16 protein-coding genes are annotated in these 18503 nt (G+C 42.1%); 12 read left to right on the top strand and 4 right to left on the bottom strand.

Translation table 11 applies throughout. The features are described 5' to 3' along the window. Window positions 1-10 precede the first annotated feature (10 nt). The 4 genes from CQS04_RS02090 to CQS04_RS02075 all read left to right on the top strand — a co-directional run bounded on the left by CQS04_RS02090 (window position 11) and on the right by CQS04_RS02075 (window position 3750). Window positions 11-226, top strand: coding sequence for a YozE family protein (locus tag CQS04_RS02090; RefSeq protein WP_100352548.1), 216 nt, complete (start codon window positions 11-13; stop codon window positions 224-226). Between the two features lie 71 nt (window positions 227-297). After that, window positions 298-1002 carry a purine-nucleoside phosphorylase gene (deoD, locus tag CQS04_RS02085; protein ID WP_100352547.1) on the top strand — a complete coding sequence of 235 codons (705 nt, stop codon included), beginning with the start codon at window positions 298-300 and terminating at the stop codon, window positions 1000-1002. Window positions 1003-1086: 84 nt separating this feature from the next. Beyond that, window positions 1087-2547 (top strand): S41 family peptidase, encoded by a 1461-nt coding sequence (locus CQS04_RS02080; protein WP_100352546.1) that lies wholly within the window; start codon window positions 1087-1089, stop codon window positions 2545-2547. A gap of 54 nt (window positions 2548-2601) precedes the next feature. After that, window positions 2602-3750: a CobW family GTP-binding protein gene (locus CQS04_RS02075; protein WP_100352545.1), complete on the top strand. Its 1149-nt coding sequence runs from the start codon at window positions 2602-2604 to the stop codon at window positions 3748-3750. Window positions 3751-3842: 92 nt separating this feature from the next. Here the strand turns inward: CQS04_RS02075 and CQS04_RS02070 are convergent, their stop codons facing one another. Beyond that, a complete protein-coding gene (locus CQS04_RS02070) occupies window positions 3843-5186 on the bottom strand; it encodes an MATE family efflux transporter (protein ID WP_100352544.1) in 1344 nt (447 codons plus the stop codon). Window positions 5187-5228: 42 nt separating this feature from the next. Between CQS04_RS02070 and CQS04_RS02065 the strand changes: the two genes are divergently transcribed. Beyond that, window positions 5229-6299: an undecaprenyldiphospho-muramoylpentapeptide beta-N-acetylglucosaminyltransferase gene (locus CQS04_RS02065; protein ID WP_100352543.1), complete on the top strand. Its 1071-nt coding sequence runs from the start codon at window positions 5229-5231 to the stop codon at window positions 6297-6299. Between the two features lie 215 nt (window positions 6300-6514). On the opposite strand, the gene CQS04_RS02060 is transcribed toward CQS04_RS02065, so the two are convergent. After that, entirely contained in the window at window positions 6515-7060 is a 546-nt protein-coding gene (locus tag CQS04_RS02060) for a GNAT family N-acetyltransferase (RefSeq protein ID WP_100352542.1), read from the bottom strand. A gap of 286 nt (window positions 7061-7346) precedes the next feature. On the opposite strand from CQS04_RS02060, the gene CQS04_RS02055 reads away from it, so the two are divergent. The 7 genes from CQS04_RS02055 (at window position 7347) to CQS04_RS02025 (ending at window position 16624) form a co-directional block, all read left to right on the top strand. Next, on the top strand, window positions 7347-8012 hold the full coding sequence (locus tag CQS04_RS02055; RefSeq protein ID WP_100352541.1) for a response regulator transcription factor: 666 nt from the start codon (window positions 7347-7349) through the stop codon (window positions 8010-8012). Beyond that, the gene (locus tag CQS04_RS02050; RefSeq protein WP_100352540.1) at window positions 7996-9357 is read left to right on the top strand and encodes a HAMP domain-containing sensor histidine kinase; all 1362 of its coding nucleotides are present in this window, start codon (window positions 7996-7998) and stop codon (window positions 9355-9357) included. The genes CQS04_RS02055 and CQS04_RS02050 overlap by 17 nt, the downstream gene beginning before the upstream one ends. Window positions 9358-9554: 197 nt before the next feature. Then, window positions 9555-12344: a 2-oxoglutarate dehydrogenase E1 component gene (locus tag CQS04_RS02045; protein ID WP_100352539.1), complete on the top strand. Its 2790-nt coding sequence runs from the start codon at window positions 9555-9557 to the stop codon at window positions 12342-12344. Window positions 12345-12366: 22 nt separating this feature from the next. Continuing rightward, window positions 12367-13617, top strand: a complete 1251-nt coding sequence (odhB, locus tag CQS04_RS02040; protein WP_100352538.1) for a 2-oxoglutarate dehydrogenase complex dihydrolipoyllysine-residue succinyltransferase — start codon at window positions 12367-12369, stop codon at window positions 13615-13617. A 57-nt stretch (window positions 13618-13674) separates the two neighbouring features. Then, the gene (locus CQS04_RS02035; RefSeq protein WP_100352537.1) at window positions 13675-13872 is read left to right on the top strand and encodes a DUF6501 family protein; all 198 of its coding nucleotides are present in this window, start codon (window positions 13675-13677) and stop codon (window positions 13870-13872) included. Window positions 13873-13916: 44 nt separating this feature from the next. After that, the gene (locus tag CQS04_RS02030; protein WP_100352536.1) at window positions 13917-14777 is read left to right on the top strand and encodes an ATP-binding protein; all 861 of its coding nucleotides are present in this window, start codon (window positions 13917-13919) and stop codon (window positions 14775-14777) included. Next, on the top strand, window positions 14777-16624 hold the full coding sequence (locus CQS04_RS02025; RefSeq protein WP_100352535.1) for a vWA domain-containing protein: 1848 nt from the start codon (window positions 14777-14779) through the stop codon (window positions 16622-16624). The genes CQS04_RS02030 and CQS04_RS02025 overlap by 1 nt, the downstream gene beginning before the upstream one ends. A 41-nt stretch (window positions 16625-16665) precedes the next feature. Here the strand turns inward: CQS04_RS02025 and CQS04_RS02020 are convergent, their stop codons facing one another. Further along, window positions 16666-17823, bottom strand: coding sequence for a toxic anion resistance protein (locus CQS04_RS02020; protein ID WP_100352534.1), 1158 nt, complete (start codon window positions 17821-17823; stop codon window positions 16666-16668). Beyond that, window positions 17813-18463, bottom strand: a complete 651-nt coding sequence (locus tag CQS04_RS02015; protein ID WP_100352533.1) for a 5-bromo-4-chloroindolyl phosphate hydrolysis family protein — start codon at window positions 18461-18463, stop codon at window positions 17813-17815. Before CQS04_RS02015 ends, CQS04_RS02020 begins: the two co-directional genes overlap by 11 nt. Window positions 18464-18503 lie beyond the last annotated feature (40 nt).

Here is an 18503-nt window from a genome sequence, read left to right as displayed (position 1 = left end):
GGTGTAGCCGATGCGAGACAGTTTTTATCAATTTGCATTACGTTACAGAGGCGGCGTTAAGGCAGATCCGAAACACAGATTTGCAGAGCGAGTCTTCGAATTGCATGATTTTCCGAAAGCATCTACAGATTTTCATGAGATTTCACTATACATTGAGATGCAGGCAGACGATGACTTGCCTGCGTCTACTTTTGACGAGCTTTGGGAAGAATATGCGTCAAGGTAATACCGACAATTGCAATCAGACGTCAAACTATGTATCATAAATCTATACGTTAAAGAAATGAGGTTACAAAGATGAGTGTTCATATTAGTGCTAAAAAAGGTGAAATTGCAGATACAATTTTACTTCCAGGAGATCCATTGCGTGCAAAGTATATTGCTGAAACATTTTTAGAGGATGTCGTACAATATAATGAAGTTCGTAATATGTTTGGTTACACAGGTACATATAAAGGCAAACGCATCTCTGTTCAAGGAACAGGAATGGGCGTTCCTTCTATTGCTATCTACGTAACAGAGCTTATGCAGGAATATGATGTGCAAAAGTTGATTCGAGTAGGTACATGTGGTGCTATTCAAAAAGATGTAAAAGTACGCGACGTTATTTTAGGTCAAAGTGCTTCTACAGATTCTTCATTAAACAAAGTACTGTTAAATGATTTAGCTTACGCGCCAACTGCAGATTTCGATTTGTTGTACAAAGCATTTGAAGCAGGAAAAGAAGCGGGCCTTAACCTTCGTGTAGGTAACATCTTTACAGCTGACTTATTCTACAATGATGAAGCGGACTATAAAAAATGGGCAGATTATGGTATTTTAGCAGTTGAGATGGAATCTGCAGCTCTTTATACATTAGCTGCTAAATTCGGTCGCCAAGCGCTATCAATTTTAACTGTAAGTGATCATATTTTGACAGGTGAAGCGACTTCTTCTGAAGAACGACAAACAACATTTAACGATATGATTGTTGTTGCACTCGAAGCTGCTATTCAAGAATAAAATGAATTTCGGCTTCCAATTGAAGCCGGAATTACGTTTTGGACTGTCGACTTGTGCGGCAGTCTTTATTAATGAGGTGAGAACATGGAACATGAAAATGAACAGAAACAACTGGAACCAACTCCACCAGTAAAACGTTCATTCCGCATCAATCCGTTTATCTTTGTCATTGTCCTGTTTCTTACAGCCATTGCCTCTGCTGGGGTCACGATGCTTGCCTTAACCACAGGTGAGGATAAAGTGGCAGAAGTCATTCAACCTACAGAGCGACAAGAGTTTTCAAAACTATATGATGTCTATGATCAATTGCAGGAGCAATATTACATGGATTTTGATCAAGAAGAACTAGTAAATGGGGCAATTAACGGGTTAGTAGATGCTTTAGGAGATCCCTATTCGGATTATATGAATGAAGAAGAAGCGTCCCAGTTTGATGAAAGTATCTCATCCAGCTTCCAGGGTATTGGAGCAGAGATTCAAGAACAAAATGGAGTCATCACAGTTGTGTCCCCAATTAAAAACTCTCCTGCTGAACGCGCTGGTATTATGCCTAACGATAAAATCATTGCCGTTGATGGTGAAGATATCCGTGGTTTCAGTGCTTCTGAAGCGGTTATGTTGATTCGCGGGGAAAAAGGAACAGATGTGACATTAACGATTCAGCGTGGGGAAGAACAACCAATCGAACTTACAATCACTCGTGATGATATTCCGATTGAGACAGTGTATGCTGAAATGTTAGATGGGAATGTAGCGCACATCTCGATTACAAGTTTCTCTAGAGATACGTACCAGGAACTTTTGGATGCCCTTGACCAAATGGAATCTGAAGGAATGGAAATGCTACTACTCGATGTACGTCAAAATCCCGGCGGACTTTTAGACGTAGCAGTTGATATCGCCTCCCTATTTGTTGAAGAAGGCCAACCGGTCCTTCAAATCGAACAACAAGGTGAAGCGACAGTCTTACCTGCAACGGATGCAGAGAAAGTAACGGTACCGACAGCAGTCATTATTGATGAAGGAAGTGCTTCCGCCTCTGAAATCATTGCAGCAGCTTTAAGTGAATCTGCAGATATTCCTGTTGTAGGACTGACTTCATTTGGTAAAGGAACTGTTCAAAGCGTCGAAGACTTGGCAGATGGTTCGAATATTAAGTTGACGACGGCTAAATGGTTGACACCAGATGGTAATTGGATTCATGAAAAAGGCGTTGAACCTGATTATGAAGTTGCATACCCGGACTATGCATCTCTTGCTCCACTAGATTCTTCTGTGGAGCTGAGCGAAGGGTTGCAATCTGAACAAGTGGCTTCATTAAAGCAATTTATGGCGGCTATTGGCTATGAAGTGGAATCAGAAGATAATAAATTTGATGCACAGCTTAAGACACTTGTGGAAGAATTCCAGCAAGAAAATGATTTAGAAGTTACAGGAGTGGTATCAGGTGAGACAACAACTGCCTTGATGAACGCTGTCCGTGAAACAATGCGAACAGAAGATCCACAACTACTAAAAGCAATCGAAGTATTATCAGAACAATAGAAGGAAGGGGCTGGCTACTTGTAGTCAGCCTTCTTTTTCGATAGGAGGCAATTCATGAAATCAGTTTACTTATTAAGTGGCTTTTTAGGGAGTGGAAAAACGACTCTATTAGTCAAATTTATCGAATATCTCAAAAGCAAGGGCTTGAGACCTGCAGTTATCATGAACGAATTGGGTGCGCTCGGCTTCGATTCTGACGCGGTAGAAGGAGACGTACCATTACGTGAGTTGTTAGACGGTTGTATTTGCTGTTCACCTGCTGAGAAAACAGAAGCTCAAATTCAACAAATCCTCTATCAGGAAGAATTTGACGTGTTACTAATTGAGACGACGGGTGCCGCGCATCCAGTGGCCTCTTTGGACGTAATCTTATCTCCACTGTTTGCAGATCAATTTGAATTAAAAGGTATTCTCACAGTGATCGATGCTAAGCGATTTTTGCAGAGAGATGCTTTGCCTATTCAGACCAAGGCACTGTATCTTGAGCAGATCCGGCATGCACATACACTCATTGTGAATAAGACTGATCTGGTTGATCGTGATGAACTGAGTGAACTTCTTTTCACGCTGCAACAATTGAACAACTCAGCTGAAATTATTGAAGCGCAGCATGCATCCATAGATTTTGAAAAATTGACAAGCTCTAGAAAGGGTACTGCTTCGCATCAACCCACTCGAATAGGTAAAGAATTACGACTTGGCTCTCGCCTTGACACTCTAGAGCATTCCTATCCTCAATACCTAGTGGAAGAATGGGTTCAATCCTTACCCGATTCCGTCTACCGGATAAAAGGGTATATCCAGCTTCCATCTACGACTCATCCACATCTTTTCCAATATTCGTATGGAATGACTCAGTGGATGCCAGAGGATGTCAAAGTGAAGACGCAACTTGTGTTAATTGGAGAGAGCATTAAGACGGTTCCATCTTTAGATACATTCTCTCTTAGAAGCCTTTTAGAACTACTCTACCCGGGTCGAGAACGTATAGCTGAATTTACCACACGTACTGAGCTTGAACAGTTCATAGATGAGGAGCTTTTAGATGTCAGAACGCATCCTCGAACACGATTAAATTTAGAGGCGAAACTCCTCCAGATTGAAGAAAAGATACAAGCGTTAGATTGCTCTAGTTGGCAACAAATGCACTTTCTAGACTTTCTTTCTATGCGATACAAGCACTTGTCAACACAATCCATCTAGCAATACCCTTCTTCATTGGTAGAATCTCTCACTACTAGTTCTACTTATAGCAATATCGAAATTAAAGAACGGATCAATTGAAAAACCACATGTCAGCCGACATGTGGTTTTCTTTGTACAATTACTAAACGAATAGAGAGAGTAATGGCTCCGGCAGTAAGACCTGCAATCAGACCGACCCAGTACCCGTATTGAGCAAACTCTGTATAGGTAGCAAGTACGTAGCCTAGAGGCAAGCCGATTACCCAATACGAGATGATGGCCATAATGAATGTAATCTTGACATCTTTATAACCACGAAGCGCTCCTTGTACTGGTGCTTGAATAGCGTCAGACAATTGAAATAAAGCAGCAAACACTAGAAACTGAACAGCATAAGCAACAACTGTTGCGTCATCTGTATAGAATCCTGAGATTTGTTCACGGTAGAAATACAGGATGGATGCCGAGATAAAGCTGACTCCTATTGCTAGCGATACGGCTAGCCAAGCATAGTGTTTCGCTTCGTTTCGCTTTTCTGCACCTACAGCTTGACCGACAACAATGGTCGCTCCCATAGCAATCGATAACGGAATCATATAGAGCAGTGACGTAAAGTTCAAAGCGATCTGATGCGCAGACAACACTTCTGTCGAGTAATTCGTCATAACGAGTGTAACTGCTGAGAAGATGGTCGTCTCTGCAAAAATAGATAATCCGATGGGAACTCCCATCGCGACGATCGTCCAAATTCTCTTCTTCTGGACTCCGACAAAACCACTGAAGATCCGGTATTCTTTTATAGAAGGTAACAACACAATCAAGCTGATAGTGATTGCTAATACTAGCCAGTAGGTTAGGGCGGAAGCTAGTGCAGCTCCTTGTCCCCCGAGCTCGGGAGCCCCCCAGTTTCCAAAGATAAACAAGTAGTTTAAAAAGATATTGATAGGAGCCGATAGCAAGGTAATGAACATTGTTACACGAGTAAGACCTAAAGCATCTATGAATCCTCGGAGGACACTATAAATAAAGAGTGGTACTAGTCCAATGGAAATCGTCTTCATGTAAGCAATCGCGATTTCGCGTTCGATTGCTGTAACATCCATTGCGTTCACTACAGATTCTGCAAAAGTGAACACCAAGATATAGACTAGTAATGACATTCCAATGGCTACAAGTATTCCTTGTTGAACAGACGGACGAACCTGGTCTTTTTTATTTCCACCGATGTAATGTGCTACGATAGGCGTTATACTAATAAGGATGCCAGTCAAACCTGTATAAACAGGCACCCAAAGCGACGACCCAATCGAAACGCCTGCCAAGTGACCGATGTCGTATTGACTGGTCATTAAGATATCGAAAAAAGTCATAAGGTAGAGAAAAACTTGCGTAATTAAAATGGGAGTGACGATGAGGGCTAAAGTCTTCAAATATCTTGGCAATGAATTCGCCATGAGTGAGCACATCCTTTATGATGATCTTGGAGGTTGGATTTTATGAAAACACTATTTTTAACAGGCGGTGGAACTGCCGGCCATGTTTCTTTAAACTTAGCCATTATACCAGAACTAGAGAAGAAGGGCTATGCCGTCCATTATATTGGTTCTGCAAACAGCATTGAACAAGAGCTCGTACAGGAATACTACCCACACGTACCGTTCCACAGCATTTCTACAGGAAAGTTACGCCGTTATATTTCTGTTGAAAACATAAAAGATCCGTTTAAAGTTGTAGCTGGAGTCGGGCAATCCGTTCAGCTCATGCTAAAACATAAGCCCGTTGCGGTATTTTCAAAAGGGGGCTTTGTCTCAGTGCCTGTTGCTTTGGCAGCAAAACTTACAAACAAACCACTAGTGATCCATGAATCAGACATGAGCCCAGGTCTAGCAAATAAAATTGCCTCTCAGTTTGCTAAAACGGTTCTAACAGTATTTGATACTACTGCAAAGCATTTCCCTGGCAAAGGATTATCAGTTGGCCCAATAATCCGCCCAGAATTATTTAGTGGGTCACGAGATAAGGGGCTTGCACAACTTGGATTTACTAACGAACTTCCCGTGTTATTGATTATGGGAGGAAGTCAAGGCTCTGCAAAAATCAATCAGTTGGTCAGAGAGACAAGAATGCAGTTGGTAGAGTCTTTTCAAATTATACATTTAGCTGGTAAGGGGCATGTGGAAGTAGGCGAGTGGTCACACCCAAATTACCGAATCTTTGAATTTGTGACAGACGACTTGTCCGATTTTTTAGCGACAACAGATTTTATCATTTCACGAGCAGGTTCCAATGCAATTTTCGAGTTTTTAGCACTTCAAAAACCTATGTATTTGATTCCTCTTTCTAAAAAAGCAAGTCGGGGAGATCAAGTAGAGAATGCACATTATTTTGTGAAGAAGGGCTATGCAGTCATGACAGAAGAAGATTTATTGACAGCAGAAGAATTCACTAATGCTATTCAGGAACTAGTTTCACGTCAAGAGGAAATACGTAGTAAGCAACAACAGGCGGCTAGCTCACCATCTCCAGTAGCATTTGTTTCACTTCTTGAAGAACAGTTCAAGAAATAGAAAAAAAGCTGGGCAATAACTTATGTAATTGCAAAATTGATGCTTAGACTTATAAAAAAGTGTGAAGGGGTGACTCCAACGGGATAATAAGCGGAAGCTGAGACCGAGGCTCAGCCCTCGTCCGCGGAACGCTTCCCCTACACACAATACATCAAACAAAAATGGAGTTTCTCATGACGAGAAACTCCATTTGCTGGTTTTTATCCCAGCCTTTTTCACATTGCTTGTTCTTCTTGATTCTGTTGTTGCAGCATATAAAACATGAACATATCTTTTGAGATACAATAAAGGTCATAGACTTCTTGTTCACGGTTGATCTCTTGGTAGAGCGCGGAATATAAATCATTTGCCTCGACTGCATAAGGTAACTTGGATGCCGCACGAAGACTCTTTTCATTTGATTTGCGAATACGCATAAACACTTTATCAATATCAAGCTCAAAAAACAATTCACTTAAAAACTGTTCTTTTGCTTTTGAATTGTAACCTAGTCCTTGGAAAGGAGTGCCGATCCAAGTGCCTAAAAATCCGGCATTCTGTTGCACATCAAACAAGTTGATGGTGCCGATAGGTTGACCAAAGTCACTTAAAATAGTTCGTGAGATAACCGTTCCTTGTTCCTCTTCTTCCATAAGTGCTTTTGTGCTAAAGAGATACTCTTCCGCAGAAGCAGCTTTATGACGTACATACTTCATCACTGACGGGTCGGACATGAGCTCATATAGAGCGTGGCAGTCTTGTAAATCGCGTCGTTTTAGCAATTCAATCTTCCTCCCAAACCGGTATAACGGTTCCTGAAATTTTTCATTTTGTGCTGCATAAAAAATTTCGGGGTAGGAATCGAACCTACTAGAACCAATCGCGTGGTGGCGCACCATTTGCCTTCCCTATCAAACTATAGAATTTTATGTTGCTAGAAAAATATACATTATTTTTTTAAAATTGAAAAGTGAAAAATGCGTGAACAGAAAAACTTGAATCCTAGGACCTAAATTCGTACGATTAAGCTAAACAAAATACGTGATTTGATAAGGTGGGTGAGCGACCATGACACGCATATTATTTGTTGAAGATGAACCAAATATCGCAAGGTTTGTAAAACTAGAATTGGAGCACGAAGGTTTTACAGTCGATCATAAATTGGATGGCCGTGAGGGTTACGAATTATTTCAAAATAATAACTACGATGTCGTCTTGCTGGATGTGATGGTTCCCGGCCTCAACGGGATGGAATTGACCAGAAGAATTCGTAAGACTTCAACCACTCCTATATTATTAGTGACTGCTCGAGACGCTGTTATGGATAGAGTCTCAGGTCTTGAAGCGGGTGCAGATGATTACATTGTCAAACCATTTGCGATAGAAGAGCTTCTTGCAAGAATCCGTGCCATTCTTCGTAGAGTAGAGACAACAAAGTCTATTAGTGATGAAACGTTCCAAATTGACGAAAAAGCTCGTAGAGTACTTTCACAAGGGAAAGAAATCGAATTGACGAAGACGGAATTTGATTTGTGGCTCTATTTTGTGAAGCACCCAAATCGTGCCTTGACCAGGGCGCAGATCATAGAACATGTATGGGGATTTGATGCGGAAGCTGAGACGAATGTCGTCGATGTCTATGTGCGACATCTCCGCAAAAAACTTCCACAAAACGTCAGTGACGCTTTGCAGACGGTAAGAGGGATTGGATATATGTATGAAGTGGAAGCCTAGTTCATTACGAGTCCGTTGGTCGGTTTGGACTGCAACTGCCATGATCGTGACATACATTTTGTTGTCTCTTGTTTTAGCTACTGCTCTCAGTCAATGGCTTCTTGCCAATGAAAGGGCCGCGGCAACCATTTCGTTTACAGAGCTTGAAAGTTACATGACAACAAGGGGTCCTACACTTAGCGTTCAAGACTTTGAGCGCAATACGGGTTTACTAAATCAATTTCTGAGTCGAAATCAAAGTGCGAGACTACTAAATGATGACGGTGTAGAGATTCTACAAATCAACCCGAATTCTCCGTATCCCGTGTTTACTGGTGAAGTCAATTCGTTTCAGAGAATGGAACAGGACGGACAAGATTTTTTATATAAAGCAACAGCTTTTCAAATTGGCAACGGCTCACTTTATATCGCCATGTCTCACTCTTTAGAAAGCTATAATTCCATGATCACTTATCTAAGATGGTCTTTAGTTCTATTTGGGGTGTTGTTTGTTATTGTTTCAAGTATAGCAGGCTATTTCTTATCATCTTTGCTCGTGCGTCCATTAGAAGAATTAAAGCATGCTATGAAACAATATGCACTTGATAATCAGGTAGTTCCCACTTTATCTTACTCAGGAACTGATGAGATTGGCCAATTAGCTGAGGAGTATCAGCAAATGGTGACACGAATTCATAAAGTTTATGCAATGCAGGAACGTTTTATAGGGAACGTATCACATGAACTGCGTAGTCCGATTCAAGCCATGGAAGGAAATCTCGCTATGTTACAGAGGTGGGGAAAGACCGATCCGCAATTAGTCGAAGAGACTGTGTCCATCTTGCAGCAAGAGACGATGCGAATGAGACTAATGATGGAAGCGCTACTAGCCCTAGCGAAACAAGAAGAGGATTCGAACCATGTTGCAGATATCAAACAAGTAGTTGAGACAACAATACAGCGACAAGATATTCATGATACGGTAACGATCAGCTCTTCTATTGAACCGATGTTGCTACCAATTTCTCCCGTCTTGCTTGAACAGGTGATTACGAACTTACTTACGAATGCAATTCGCTACTCAAAAGAAAATCCTGTAATCACTATTGTAGGTAAAGTTAACAACAATGACTATATAGTACGTATTCAAGATCAGGGAATCGGTATGGGTGAAAATGAACTTGAGAAAATCTTTGAGCCGTTCTATACAATCGATGCAACGCGTTCCAAATCAGCGGGTGGCACTGGACTAGGTCTAACATTTGTAAAACAAGTCATGGAACGTGCCGGCGGGAAGATTTCTGTAACAAGTGAACTTGGAAAAGGAAGTGAATTCACACTTCAATTCCCAATTAAAACCAAGTGAATAACTGTTCAGTTGAACGCTCGTTTTAGACGAGCGTTTTTTCGTGAGATTTTTCACAAAAAGCATTGTAATTTTTCCTAAGAGTAGTAAGATTGAAATGGAAAAATTGTTCATGCCCCCTCGCTTTCATAAAGGGGTCATCAATGATACTATGAATATATATACTATTGATAGGAACTACAGTTGGAGGTTTTCTCATGTCGAAAACAACTACACCCTGGTCCGCATTCTCGGGTCCGAACTTAGGGTATGTGATGGAACAATATGATTTATTTTTGGAAACACCAGAAAACGTAGATTCTGACCTTGCCGCTTTGTTTGAACAATATGGTGCGCCAGTTGGTTCTACAACTTCAAAATCAGAATCTGTACAAGTAGACGACTCGTTAATGGATGTTGTGTTGAAAGCGATTCAACTTGCTGATGCGATTCGTACACATGGTCATGAAGCAGCAGACATTTACCCGCTAAATGATCGCGAAAAGAAAACAGAACGTATCTCATTAGAGTTTTACGGATTAACTAAACAGGACCTAGAAAAGGTGCCTGTGTCTTTGCTTGTTCAAAATCCACCTGCTTTCGTTCAAAATGGAGCACAAGCAATCGAGCATCTAAAGTCTGTTTACACAAATAAAGTAGCTTATGAGTTTGCTCACGTTATTACTCGCACTGAGCGTGAATGGTTGCAGTCTCAAATTGAAAGTACGAAACCTCAAACACTTTCAGCGGATGAGAAAAAGGAGCTTCTTGCTCGTTTGACTCACGTAGAAGGGTTTGAAAAGTTTATTCATCGTACATTTGTTGGAGCTAAGCGTTTCTCTATAGAAGGTTTGGATAGTCTTGTTGTGTTGTTTGATACGTTAGTCGAACAATCTAATAAAGAACAAGTCAAACAAATGAATATCGGAATGGCACACCGTGGCCGTTTGAACGTGTTGACTCATATATTGAACAAGCCGTATGAAATGATGTTCGCTGATTTTGCTCATGTTCCAAATGATGCGTTCATTCCTAAAGATGGCTCTTTAGAGTTCTCTAAAGGTTGGTACGGAGATGTGAAGTACCACAACGGTGCGACATACAATTCACCATCAGGTTTGAAAGTGAAGCTTGCATATAACCCATCACACTTAGAAGTTGTTAGTCCAGTAGTAACTGGGCAAGTTCGTGCTGCTCAAGAAACAACAGATGAAGCTGGCCTACCGAAACAAGATCCATCCGCTGCGTTTGCAGTTCTTGTACACGGAGATGCTGCATTCCCAGGACAAGGTGTGGTTACAGAAGTCTTGAACTACAGCCGTGTTCCAGGTTACCAAACTGGAGGATCCATCCATATCATTGCAAACAATATGATTGGCTTTACGACAGAACATTACGATTCACGTTCAACGCTTTATTCAAGTGATCCAGCAAAAGGGTACGAAGTGCCAGTTGTTCACGTAAATGCCGATGAGCCAGAAGAAGTGATTCGTGTGGCTAAACTTGCGTTTGCGTACCGACAAAAATTCAATAAAGATATCGTGATCGATTTGATCGGATACCGTCGCTATGGCCACAATGAAATGGACGAGCCGATGGTAACGAATCCAGAGATGTATAAATTGGTTCACAAACATCCAACTGTACGTGAACTCTATGGAAAGAACTTATCTTCCGAATCACTAGTAAGTGAAGATGAAGTGAAAAAATTAGATGAAGACACATTTGCAGAAATGCAAGCAGCTTATGACCGCGTCAAAGAACTTCCTGAGTCAAAAGCACATGAAATTGTAATTCCGGAGGCTGTATTAAATGGCATGCCAGAACACGAATCTGGTGTAGAAGAAGACCGTCTGCGCAAAATCAATGAAGAGTTGTTGACTTGGCCAGAAGACTTCACTCCGTTTAAAAAGCTTGCTCGCATCCTAAAACGTCGTGAAGAACCTTTCAACGGCAAAGGCAAGATTGATTGGGGTCATGCTGAGACATTAGCATTCTCTACTATTTTGCAAGATGGTCAATCGATTCGCCTTACAGGACAAGATGCGGAGCGTGGAACATTCTCTCACCGTCACCTTGTACTGCATGATGAAACAAATGGTAAGGAATTGATGCCAATCCATCATATTTCTGGTTCAAACTCTTCTTTCGTCGTGCACAACAGTCCACTGACAGAAGCAGCTATCCTAGGTTATGAATTTGGTTACAATCTAGAGGATCCAAACACCTTGACGATTTGGGAAGCTCAGTATGGTGACTTTGCTAATATGGCACAAGTGATGTTTGATAACTTTATCAGTGCGGCTCGTGCTAAGTGGGGCCTAAAATCAGGTCTAGTTATGTTACTTCCTCACGCTGCTGAAGGACAAGGACCTGAACATACAAGTGCCCGCGTAGAGCGTTATTTACAGCTAGCAGCTGAAAACAACTGGACGGTTGCCAACCTTTCGAGTGCTGCGAACTACTTCCACATCTTGCGTCGCCAAGCGGCTATGCTAGAAAACGAAGCGATTCGTCCACTGATTATCGTATCTCCTAAGTCCTTGTTACGTCATCCTAAAGTGGGAGCGGATGTAGCAGAATTGACATCAGGCAAATTCGAAACAGTGATTGAAGAACCAAACTTGGGTAAAAACGCGGACAGCGTTACAAAGATCGTGTTTGCGAGTGGAAAGCTTGCAATTGATTTAGCAGATAAGATTGACTCTGGTGAAGGATATGATCACCTACACATCGTTCGTGTAGAGCAGTTGTATCCATTCCCTCAGGAGAAAATCGCAGCAATCATTGCTCGTTATCCAAACGTTAAAAAACTGGTATGGGCTCAAGAAGAACCTCAAAACCAAGGGTCATGGCACTTTGCCCTTCCATACTTGTTAGAGTTAGGCAAAGGCCTTGAAATCTCTTATACAGGTCGTACGCACCGTTCAAGCCCTGCAGAAGGTGATGGAGAAGCGTATAAGATCGAACAAGCACGAATCATTGAAGAAGCAGTAGCAAACAACTAAATCGTCCAAGGAGGAAACAATCGTGGCAGATATTATCGTTCCAGAATTAGCAGAATCCATTACAGAAGGTACCATTGCACAGTGGTTAAAACAACCAGGTGATACAGTTGAAAAAGGTGAGTTCATCGTTGAACTTGAAACAGATAAAGTGAATGTTGAGGTCATCTCAGAAGAAGCTGGAGTTGTTCAAGAGCTTTTAGCTGCTGAAGGTGATACAGTTCAAGTCGGACAAGTCATCGCACGTGTTGGCGCTGGTGAAGGTTCAGCTCCAGCACCGAAAGAAGAAGCTCCAGCGAAAACAGAAGAAAAAGCTCCTGAGCAAAAAACAGAACCTGCTAAAGAAGCGGTTAAAGAAGAAGTAAAACACGAAGAGTCTGGTGACCGCACAATCGCATCACCTGCAGCTCGCAAACTAGCTCGTGAAAAAGGAATCAACTTGAGCGAGATTTCTCCAGTAGATCCAATGGGGCGCGTTCGTGTTCAAGACGTAGCAGCACATGGTCAAAAACCAGCAGCTGCACCATCAGCTCCTGCTGCAGCACCACAAGCACAAACTGCTACTAAAGAAGACGAGGGCCGTACAACTCGCGAGAAAATGACGCGTCGTCGTCAGACGATTGCTAGCCGTCTACTTGAAGTGAAACAAAATACAGCCATGCTAACTACATTCAACGAGATTGATATGACGAATGTGATGGCACTTCGTTCACGCAAAAAAGATCAGTTCTTCGAGCAAAACGACGTTCGTCTTGGATTCATGTCATTCTTCACGAAAGCTGTTGTAGCAGCACTTAAAAAGTATCCATATGTGAACTCACAAATCGATGGAGACTACATCGTGAAAAACAACTTCTACGATATCGGTATTGCGGTATCTACTGAAGGTGGACTAGTTGTGCCAATCGTACGTGACGCGGACCGTAAAAACTTCGCAGAAATCGAAGCGAACATTGGAGAACTAGCTGCAAAAGCTCGCGACAACAAATTGACACTAGGCGACATGTCAGGTGGTTCATTCACAATCACAAACGGCGGTGTATTCGGCTCATTGATGTCTACTCCAATCTTGAACGGTACACAAGTAGGTATTCTTGGTATGCATACAATTCAAAAGCGTCCAATCGCTGTTGGAGACAATGTCGAAATTCGTCCGATGATGTATATCGCTCTATCTTATGATCACCGTGTGATTGACGGAAAAGACTCTGTAGGATTCTTGAAAACTGTTAAAGAGTTGCTTGAAAACCCAGAAGATCTTTTACTTAACTCATAATTTTAACGAGAGGTCCTGCACTACGCAGGATCTCTTTTCCACTACAGGAGGGTTCTTATGATTCATGAAAATTGGGCAGAAAAGCCAACACTTCGTACAGTAGTCTGCAAGCACACAAATGCTGACAAATTTCTAGTGAGTAATGTGTTAACTGCAGGAAAAGAGTATGAAGTAAAGAACGAGACAGACGAATTTGTTTTTGTTGTCGACAACACAGGCAAAATCGGTGGATATTATAAAGACTATTTTGAATGACCGATGGGGTTCCATCGGTTTTTTCTGTCGAAAGGGTGAAGACTATGAATCTTTTAGACAAAGAAAGAAAAGAACGGTCTACTAGAAACTACTTTGATGACAAATCGCTCATACGGGATGGTGGATACAAAAGTCCGAATGCTCATTTATTACAGGATATTCAAATTGCTATAGCTCTAGGGAAACCTGTGTTGCTTAAAGGGCCGGCAGGAGCGGGGAAGACCAAACTTGCGGAATCTATAAGTCACTATTTCGGCCAACCGATGCAAAGCATCAATACTTCTGTTGATCTTGATGCAGAAGCACTTCTTGGCTTTAAGACAATCATTCAACGAGACGGTCAGACAGCTATCGAATTTGTGGAAGGCCCTGTTGTGGAAGCCATGAAGAAAGGACATCTCTTGTATATCGATGAGATCAATATGGCGAAGGCCGAAACACTGCCGATTCTGCACGGAATTCTCGATTACCGAAAAATGCTAACTAACCCTTTCACAGGAGAGGTCATTAAAGCGCATCCTCATTTCGGGGTGATTGCTGCCATCAATGAAGGGTATATGGGTACAGCCCCTCTAAACGAGGCGTTGAAAGACCGTTTTGTGTCCTTTTCCATTCCGTATATTCATGGCGACGATTTAAAAGAGTTAGTGAAGAGCCAATTTCCTGATTTAGGCGATTCAGATCTCGATACAGTGCTCGCCGTAACAAATGAGTTACGAGAACTGTCTGAACAAGGTCGTGTGGCTGATGAATCTGCCTCGATTCGTTCTCTTTTTGATGTGATCGAGCTGTCCTTCTATATGCCTCTTGAACGAGCTTATCAATACGGGCTATTAGAGAAACTAGCAGATGTACAAGAAAAAATGCTTGTACATGAAATCATAGCCTCATGGTTGGATGCCTAATGGAACGCTTCATCAAGTTCAATAATGAAGTTGTCGAGGCGGGGGAACTATTGCATTTTGAGCGTGTAGCACAAGCATGGATGCGCACATCTGAATTTGAGTTGTCTGAACGACAACTTCTAGAATTGAATCCAGTAGACCGTCTCGTTGCCATCAGTGTATTTTGGAGACACCGGTCGCCTGCTATTCAACACGCGGGTCGCGTGACAGATGTGCTTCTTCTCACATTAGGATTCTATAAAGAGTTTAATTTGAAGGTGTATCAGGAGTTTCTAGAAGAAGTGCGAGGGCACCGATTCGAGCAACTAGCAAGGCAACTTGTATTTTTAATAGAAGAAATTCGATTTACTCAGCAAATTACCCGCACTAGAAAAGGCACAGCGAAATGGTTTCAGCTTCGCCATCAAGCGGTTGTTCCTTATTATAAGCAGCAGCTCTCGACTCTCCAAAAACGTGGCTTCACGTCTGATGCCTTACTTTATTTTGTTGCTATCGCATTTTATGAAGGGACGCTGCGTGTCCAAGCTATTGAAGAATTTAGTGAACTCGTTCCTTTCTTGAATCAGTGGCGTGCACTTACCTCAACAGAAGCGACTCTCGATACCGTCTGGGGAATCTTGTTTCGAATGGAAGAACTATTGTCACAAGATGCGCAACTGACACATTTTCAGCACCTAGTATTACGAGGGTCTGAATTTGAAAACTTTACGTATCACCGCGGTCTTAAAAAGAAGCTAGAAGGTGCGGAAGAATCAAAAGAGTCAGTAGAAGAAATGATGCAGATGTGGCATCAAGAAAGCGAAGAGGAAAAAGGCCTTCATTTACGGTTTGAAATTGAACACGGTCGAGATAGTGACCTTGCAGATCCAGATGGTGCAGTGGAAGAAGGGCGTGAAGATCATGAGCCGACTTCAATAGGACTCGGAAACTCTGCTGCTCAGGAATCTGAAGAATATGACATGGATCAACTGGCTGCTGGTCTATTTCCTCGAATTCATGATGCTGTGGTAGCGAAGGAACGGTTAATTGAGGTTCACGATACCCCTAATTTGCCTGCTATTGCTAAGACCCGACTACTCCAATCTCCTTACGTGAAACAATTGGTCACACTTTTTGAAAAAGAAATGGCCAAAAAAGAAATCGACGTGCAACGTAATTTGAGCAAAGGAAGACTGCAGAAAAACCTCTTGCCACTTTGGCTTGAAGAAAGACCACGAATCTTCTACCGCAAAGGTCAAGATAGTAGAGAACTTGATGCAGTTTTTTACTTACTAGTAGACGGCTCTGCCTCGATGCAAGATAAGCTTGAAGAAACGAAAGAAGCTGTTCTCTACGTGCATGATGTATTGCGCAAGCTCAGAATCCCGCATCGCATCGTACAGCATTACGAGGATGCGTATGATGCTACAGAGAGCTTCCAACCGAACTACTTTGAAGTCATGCATGAGTACGAGCATACGACAGATGCCGCTCCATCCATATTCTCGATGGAAGCACATGAAGACAACCGAGACGGCTACGCGCTCCGAAAAGCAGGGCACTCCTTGCTTGCAAGACCGGAGTCACAGAAGTTCTTACTCTATTTCTCAGACGGGGAGCCCTCAGCGTTCGAATACCGAGAAAAAGGGATTCTGGACACAGCAGACGCTGTGCAGTGGCTGGAGAAGAATGGAATAGGATTTCTTCATCTGTATCTTTCTGACACTAAGGTGACAGAAGAACAACAGCACCTTTTCTCAGTGATTTATGGAAAGAGGACAGCTGCAACGGATTCATTAGATCAGTTTACTTCAGAAGCACATCGTTTACTAAAGCGGATGCTACAACATGCCTTGATGCGACTATAGAAAAGACCCCAAAATCATTCGATTCTGGGGTCTTTTTTATCCTACATACGGTTTTCACTACGTTCTTGGATTTGAAGGAGACGGTTTTTCAACTCTTCTTCCATACGGGCAATCTCAAGCTCTGCAGCCTTTCGTTTCATACGGCCATCTGCTTGAATTTGAAGCGTTTCTTCGATAGTGCTGAGCAAGTTTTCTTGCGTTTTTTTCAATGTATCGATTTCAACGATACCGCGCTCGTTCTCTTTAGCCGTTTCGATACTGTTCACTTTCAACATCTCCGAGTTCTTTAGCAGTAGCTCATTAGTCGTCGCCGTTACTTGACGCTGAGCAGACACTGCTTTTTGCTGGCGATTAAGTGTGAGTGCAATTGCAATCTGATTTTTCCAAAGAGGGATCGATGTCATGATAGAAGATTGGATCTTCTCAGCAAGCGTCTGATTTGTCTGTTGGATCATTCGGATTTGAGGTGCACTTTGTATCGTAATTTGACGTGAAAGCTGTAGGTCGTAGATACGTTTTTCTAAACGGTCTACAAACTGCGTCATGTCATGAACTTCTTGGAACGCCATTTGGTCATTGGATTGCTCGGCTTTTTGTTTAAGTGCAGGAATTGTCGTAGAGACGATCTCGTCTCGTTTCAATTCTGCAGCCGCGATATAAATATTCAATGCTTTAAAGTAGTTCTTGTTTTGATCGTAGAGCTTGTCGAGCATACGCACATCTTCAATTAAACCTCGTTTAGAGTGCTCCAATTGGATGCCGATACGGTCTACTTGTGTGCTCAATTTCTGATAGCGAGACATCACTTCTTGAAGAGAGCGATTCACTTTAGAGAACAGTTTACGGATGCCTTTTTTCTCTTTTTGGTTTAAATCTTCTGGATTGATCTCATTTAATTTTTTCATCAGATCACTTAATATATCGCCGACCGGCCCAATGTCTTTCTTCTGAACATGGTCCAGCATCTGATGAGAGAACTTCGTAAGTTCATTTTGAGCTGTAGCACCGTATGTCAAAATAGATTCATAATCTCCAACGGGGATTTGTGTAGCCAATTGTTTGGCTTTGGCTTGTTCTTCTTCTGTCAGGCGATCAAGTAGTTTTACTTGTTGCGTGGCAGGTGTTTCTGCTTTCGCTACAGGCTCCATTAACAGTTCATCTAGTAGATAATCGGTTTGGTTGTTTTGTTCAGCGTTCATGTGGTTGATCTCCTTTCGGTTCCGGTAGACGGGAAGTGGTCAATTGTTTAGCGTAATCCAGCTCGAGCTGGAGACGGTTGATATCTTGTTTGACAACATCGTTGACGTCTTGTTGTAGAAGTTCATTGATGTCATCCATCATTTCACGAGCATCTAAAAGTGCAAGCTTTGTAGAAGCATCTTTACTAGGTTGTCTCACGAGTAGCGCGTATTTTTTGGTGATTTCTAATGCACTGTCCATGTGCGAATAAAAAAAGGATTCGACTAAATAGAAGCGTTTTGGATCTTCTTTGACAAGCTGAACAATCCGTTTTGCTGCCCGGTTCATCTCGATCAATTGTTTGATGGAACGAAATGACCGAACTTTGGTATAGTATTGATTGAGCTCACGCATCTTTTCTTGCGCTTCTCCAACTTGTTTAGAAATATGCTGAAGTTCTGACCAAGTAAGTCCATGTTTTTTGACGACATGGTACTTCTGCACACCTTTAATAGAGTAATTGGAAGCTGCATACGTACCCGCAGCTACAAAGGCACTTAGGGTGAGCCCTGCATCAAACGGGACGAGTAACAATAATAAAGACGACCCCGCGATGGGAATATTGAGCACATGTCGAATTGCTGTATATTTTGAATTCATAGCTGCACCTCGTTTCACTACTTTTACATACGTTTTGGGG

Source organism: Chryseomicrobium excrementi (assembly GCF_002798305.1).
GTDB lineage: Bacteria > Bacillota > Bacilli > Bacillales_A > Planococcaceae > Chryseomicrobium > Chryseomicrobium excrementi.
This window is presented reverse-complemented; position numbering and strand designations above follow the sequence as displayed.

What these genes read in the sequence shown, in the direction of transcription:
- CQS04_RS02090 (WP_100352548.1), top strand. Translation starts at nt 11, where the DNA reads ATGCGAGACAGTTTTTATCAATTTGCATTACGTTACAGAGGCGGCGTT.
- deoD (WP_100352547.1), top strand. Translation starts at nt 298, where the DNA reads ATGAGTGTTCATATTAGTGCTAAAAAAGGTGAAATTGCAGATACAATT.
- CQS04_RS02080 (WP_100352546.1), top strand. Translation starts at nt 1,087, where the DNA reads ATGGAACATGAAAATGAACAGAAACAACTGGAACCAACTCCACCAGTA.
- CQS04_RS02075 (WP_100352545.1), top strand. Translation starts at nt 2,602, where the DNA reads ATGAAATCAGTTTACTTATTAAGTGGCTTTTTAGGGAGTGGAAAAACG.
- CQS04_RS02070 (WP_100352544.1), bottom strand. Translation starts at nt 5,186, where the DNA reads ATGGCGAATTCATTGCCAAGATATTTGAAGACTTTAGCCCTCATCGTC.
- CQS04_RS02065 (WP_100352543.1), top strand. Translation starts at nt 5,229, where the DNA reads ATGAAAACACTATTTTTAACAGGCGGTGGAACTGCCGGCCATGTTTCT.
- CQS04_RS02055 (WP_100352541.1), top strand. Translation starts at nt 7,347, where the DNA reads ATGACACGCATATTATTTGTTGAAGATGAACCAAATATCGCAAGGTTT.
- CQS04_RS02050 (WP_100352540.1), top strand. Translation starts at nt 7,996, where the DNA reads ATGAAGTGGAAGCCTAGTTCATTACGAGTCCGTTGGTCGGTTTGGACT.
- CQS04_RS02045 (WP_100352539.1), top strand. Translation starts at nt 9,555, where the DNA reads ATGTCGAAAACAACTACACCCTGGTCCGCATTCTCGGGTCCGAACTTA.
- CQS04_RS02035 (WP_100352537.1), top strand. Translation starts at nt 13,675, where the DNA reads ATGATTCATGAAAATTGGGCAGAAAAGCCAACACTTCGTACAGTAGTC.
- CQS04_RS02030 (WP_100352536.1), top strand. Translation starts at nt 13,917, where the DNA reads ATGAATCTTTTAGACAAAGAAAGAAAAGAACGGTCTACTAGAAACTAC.
- CQS04_RS02025 (WP_100352535.1), top strand. Translation starts at nt 14,777, where the DNA reads ATGGAACGCTTCATCAAGTTCAATAATGAAGTTGTCGAGGCGGGGGAA.
- CQS04_RS02020 (WP_100352534.1), bottom strand. Translation starts at nt 17,823, where the DNA reads ATGAACGCTGAACAAAACAACCAAACCGATTATCTACTAGATGAACTG.
- CQS04_RS02015 (WP_100352533.1), bottom strand. Translation starts at nt 18,463, where the DNA reads ATGAATTCAAAATATACAGCAATTCGACATGTGCTCAATATTCCCATC.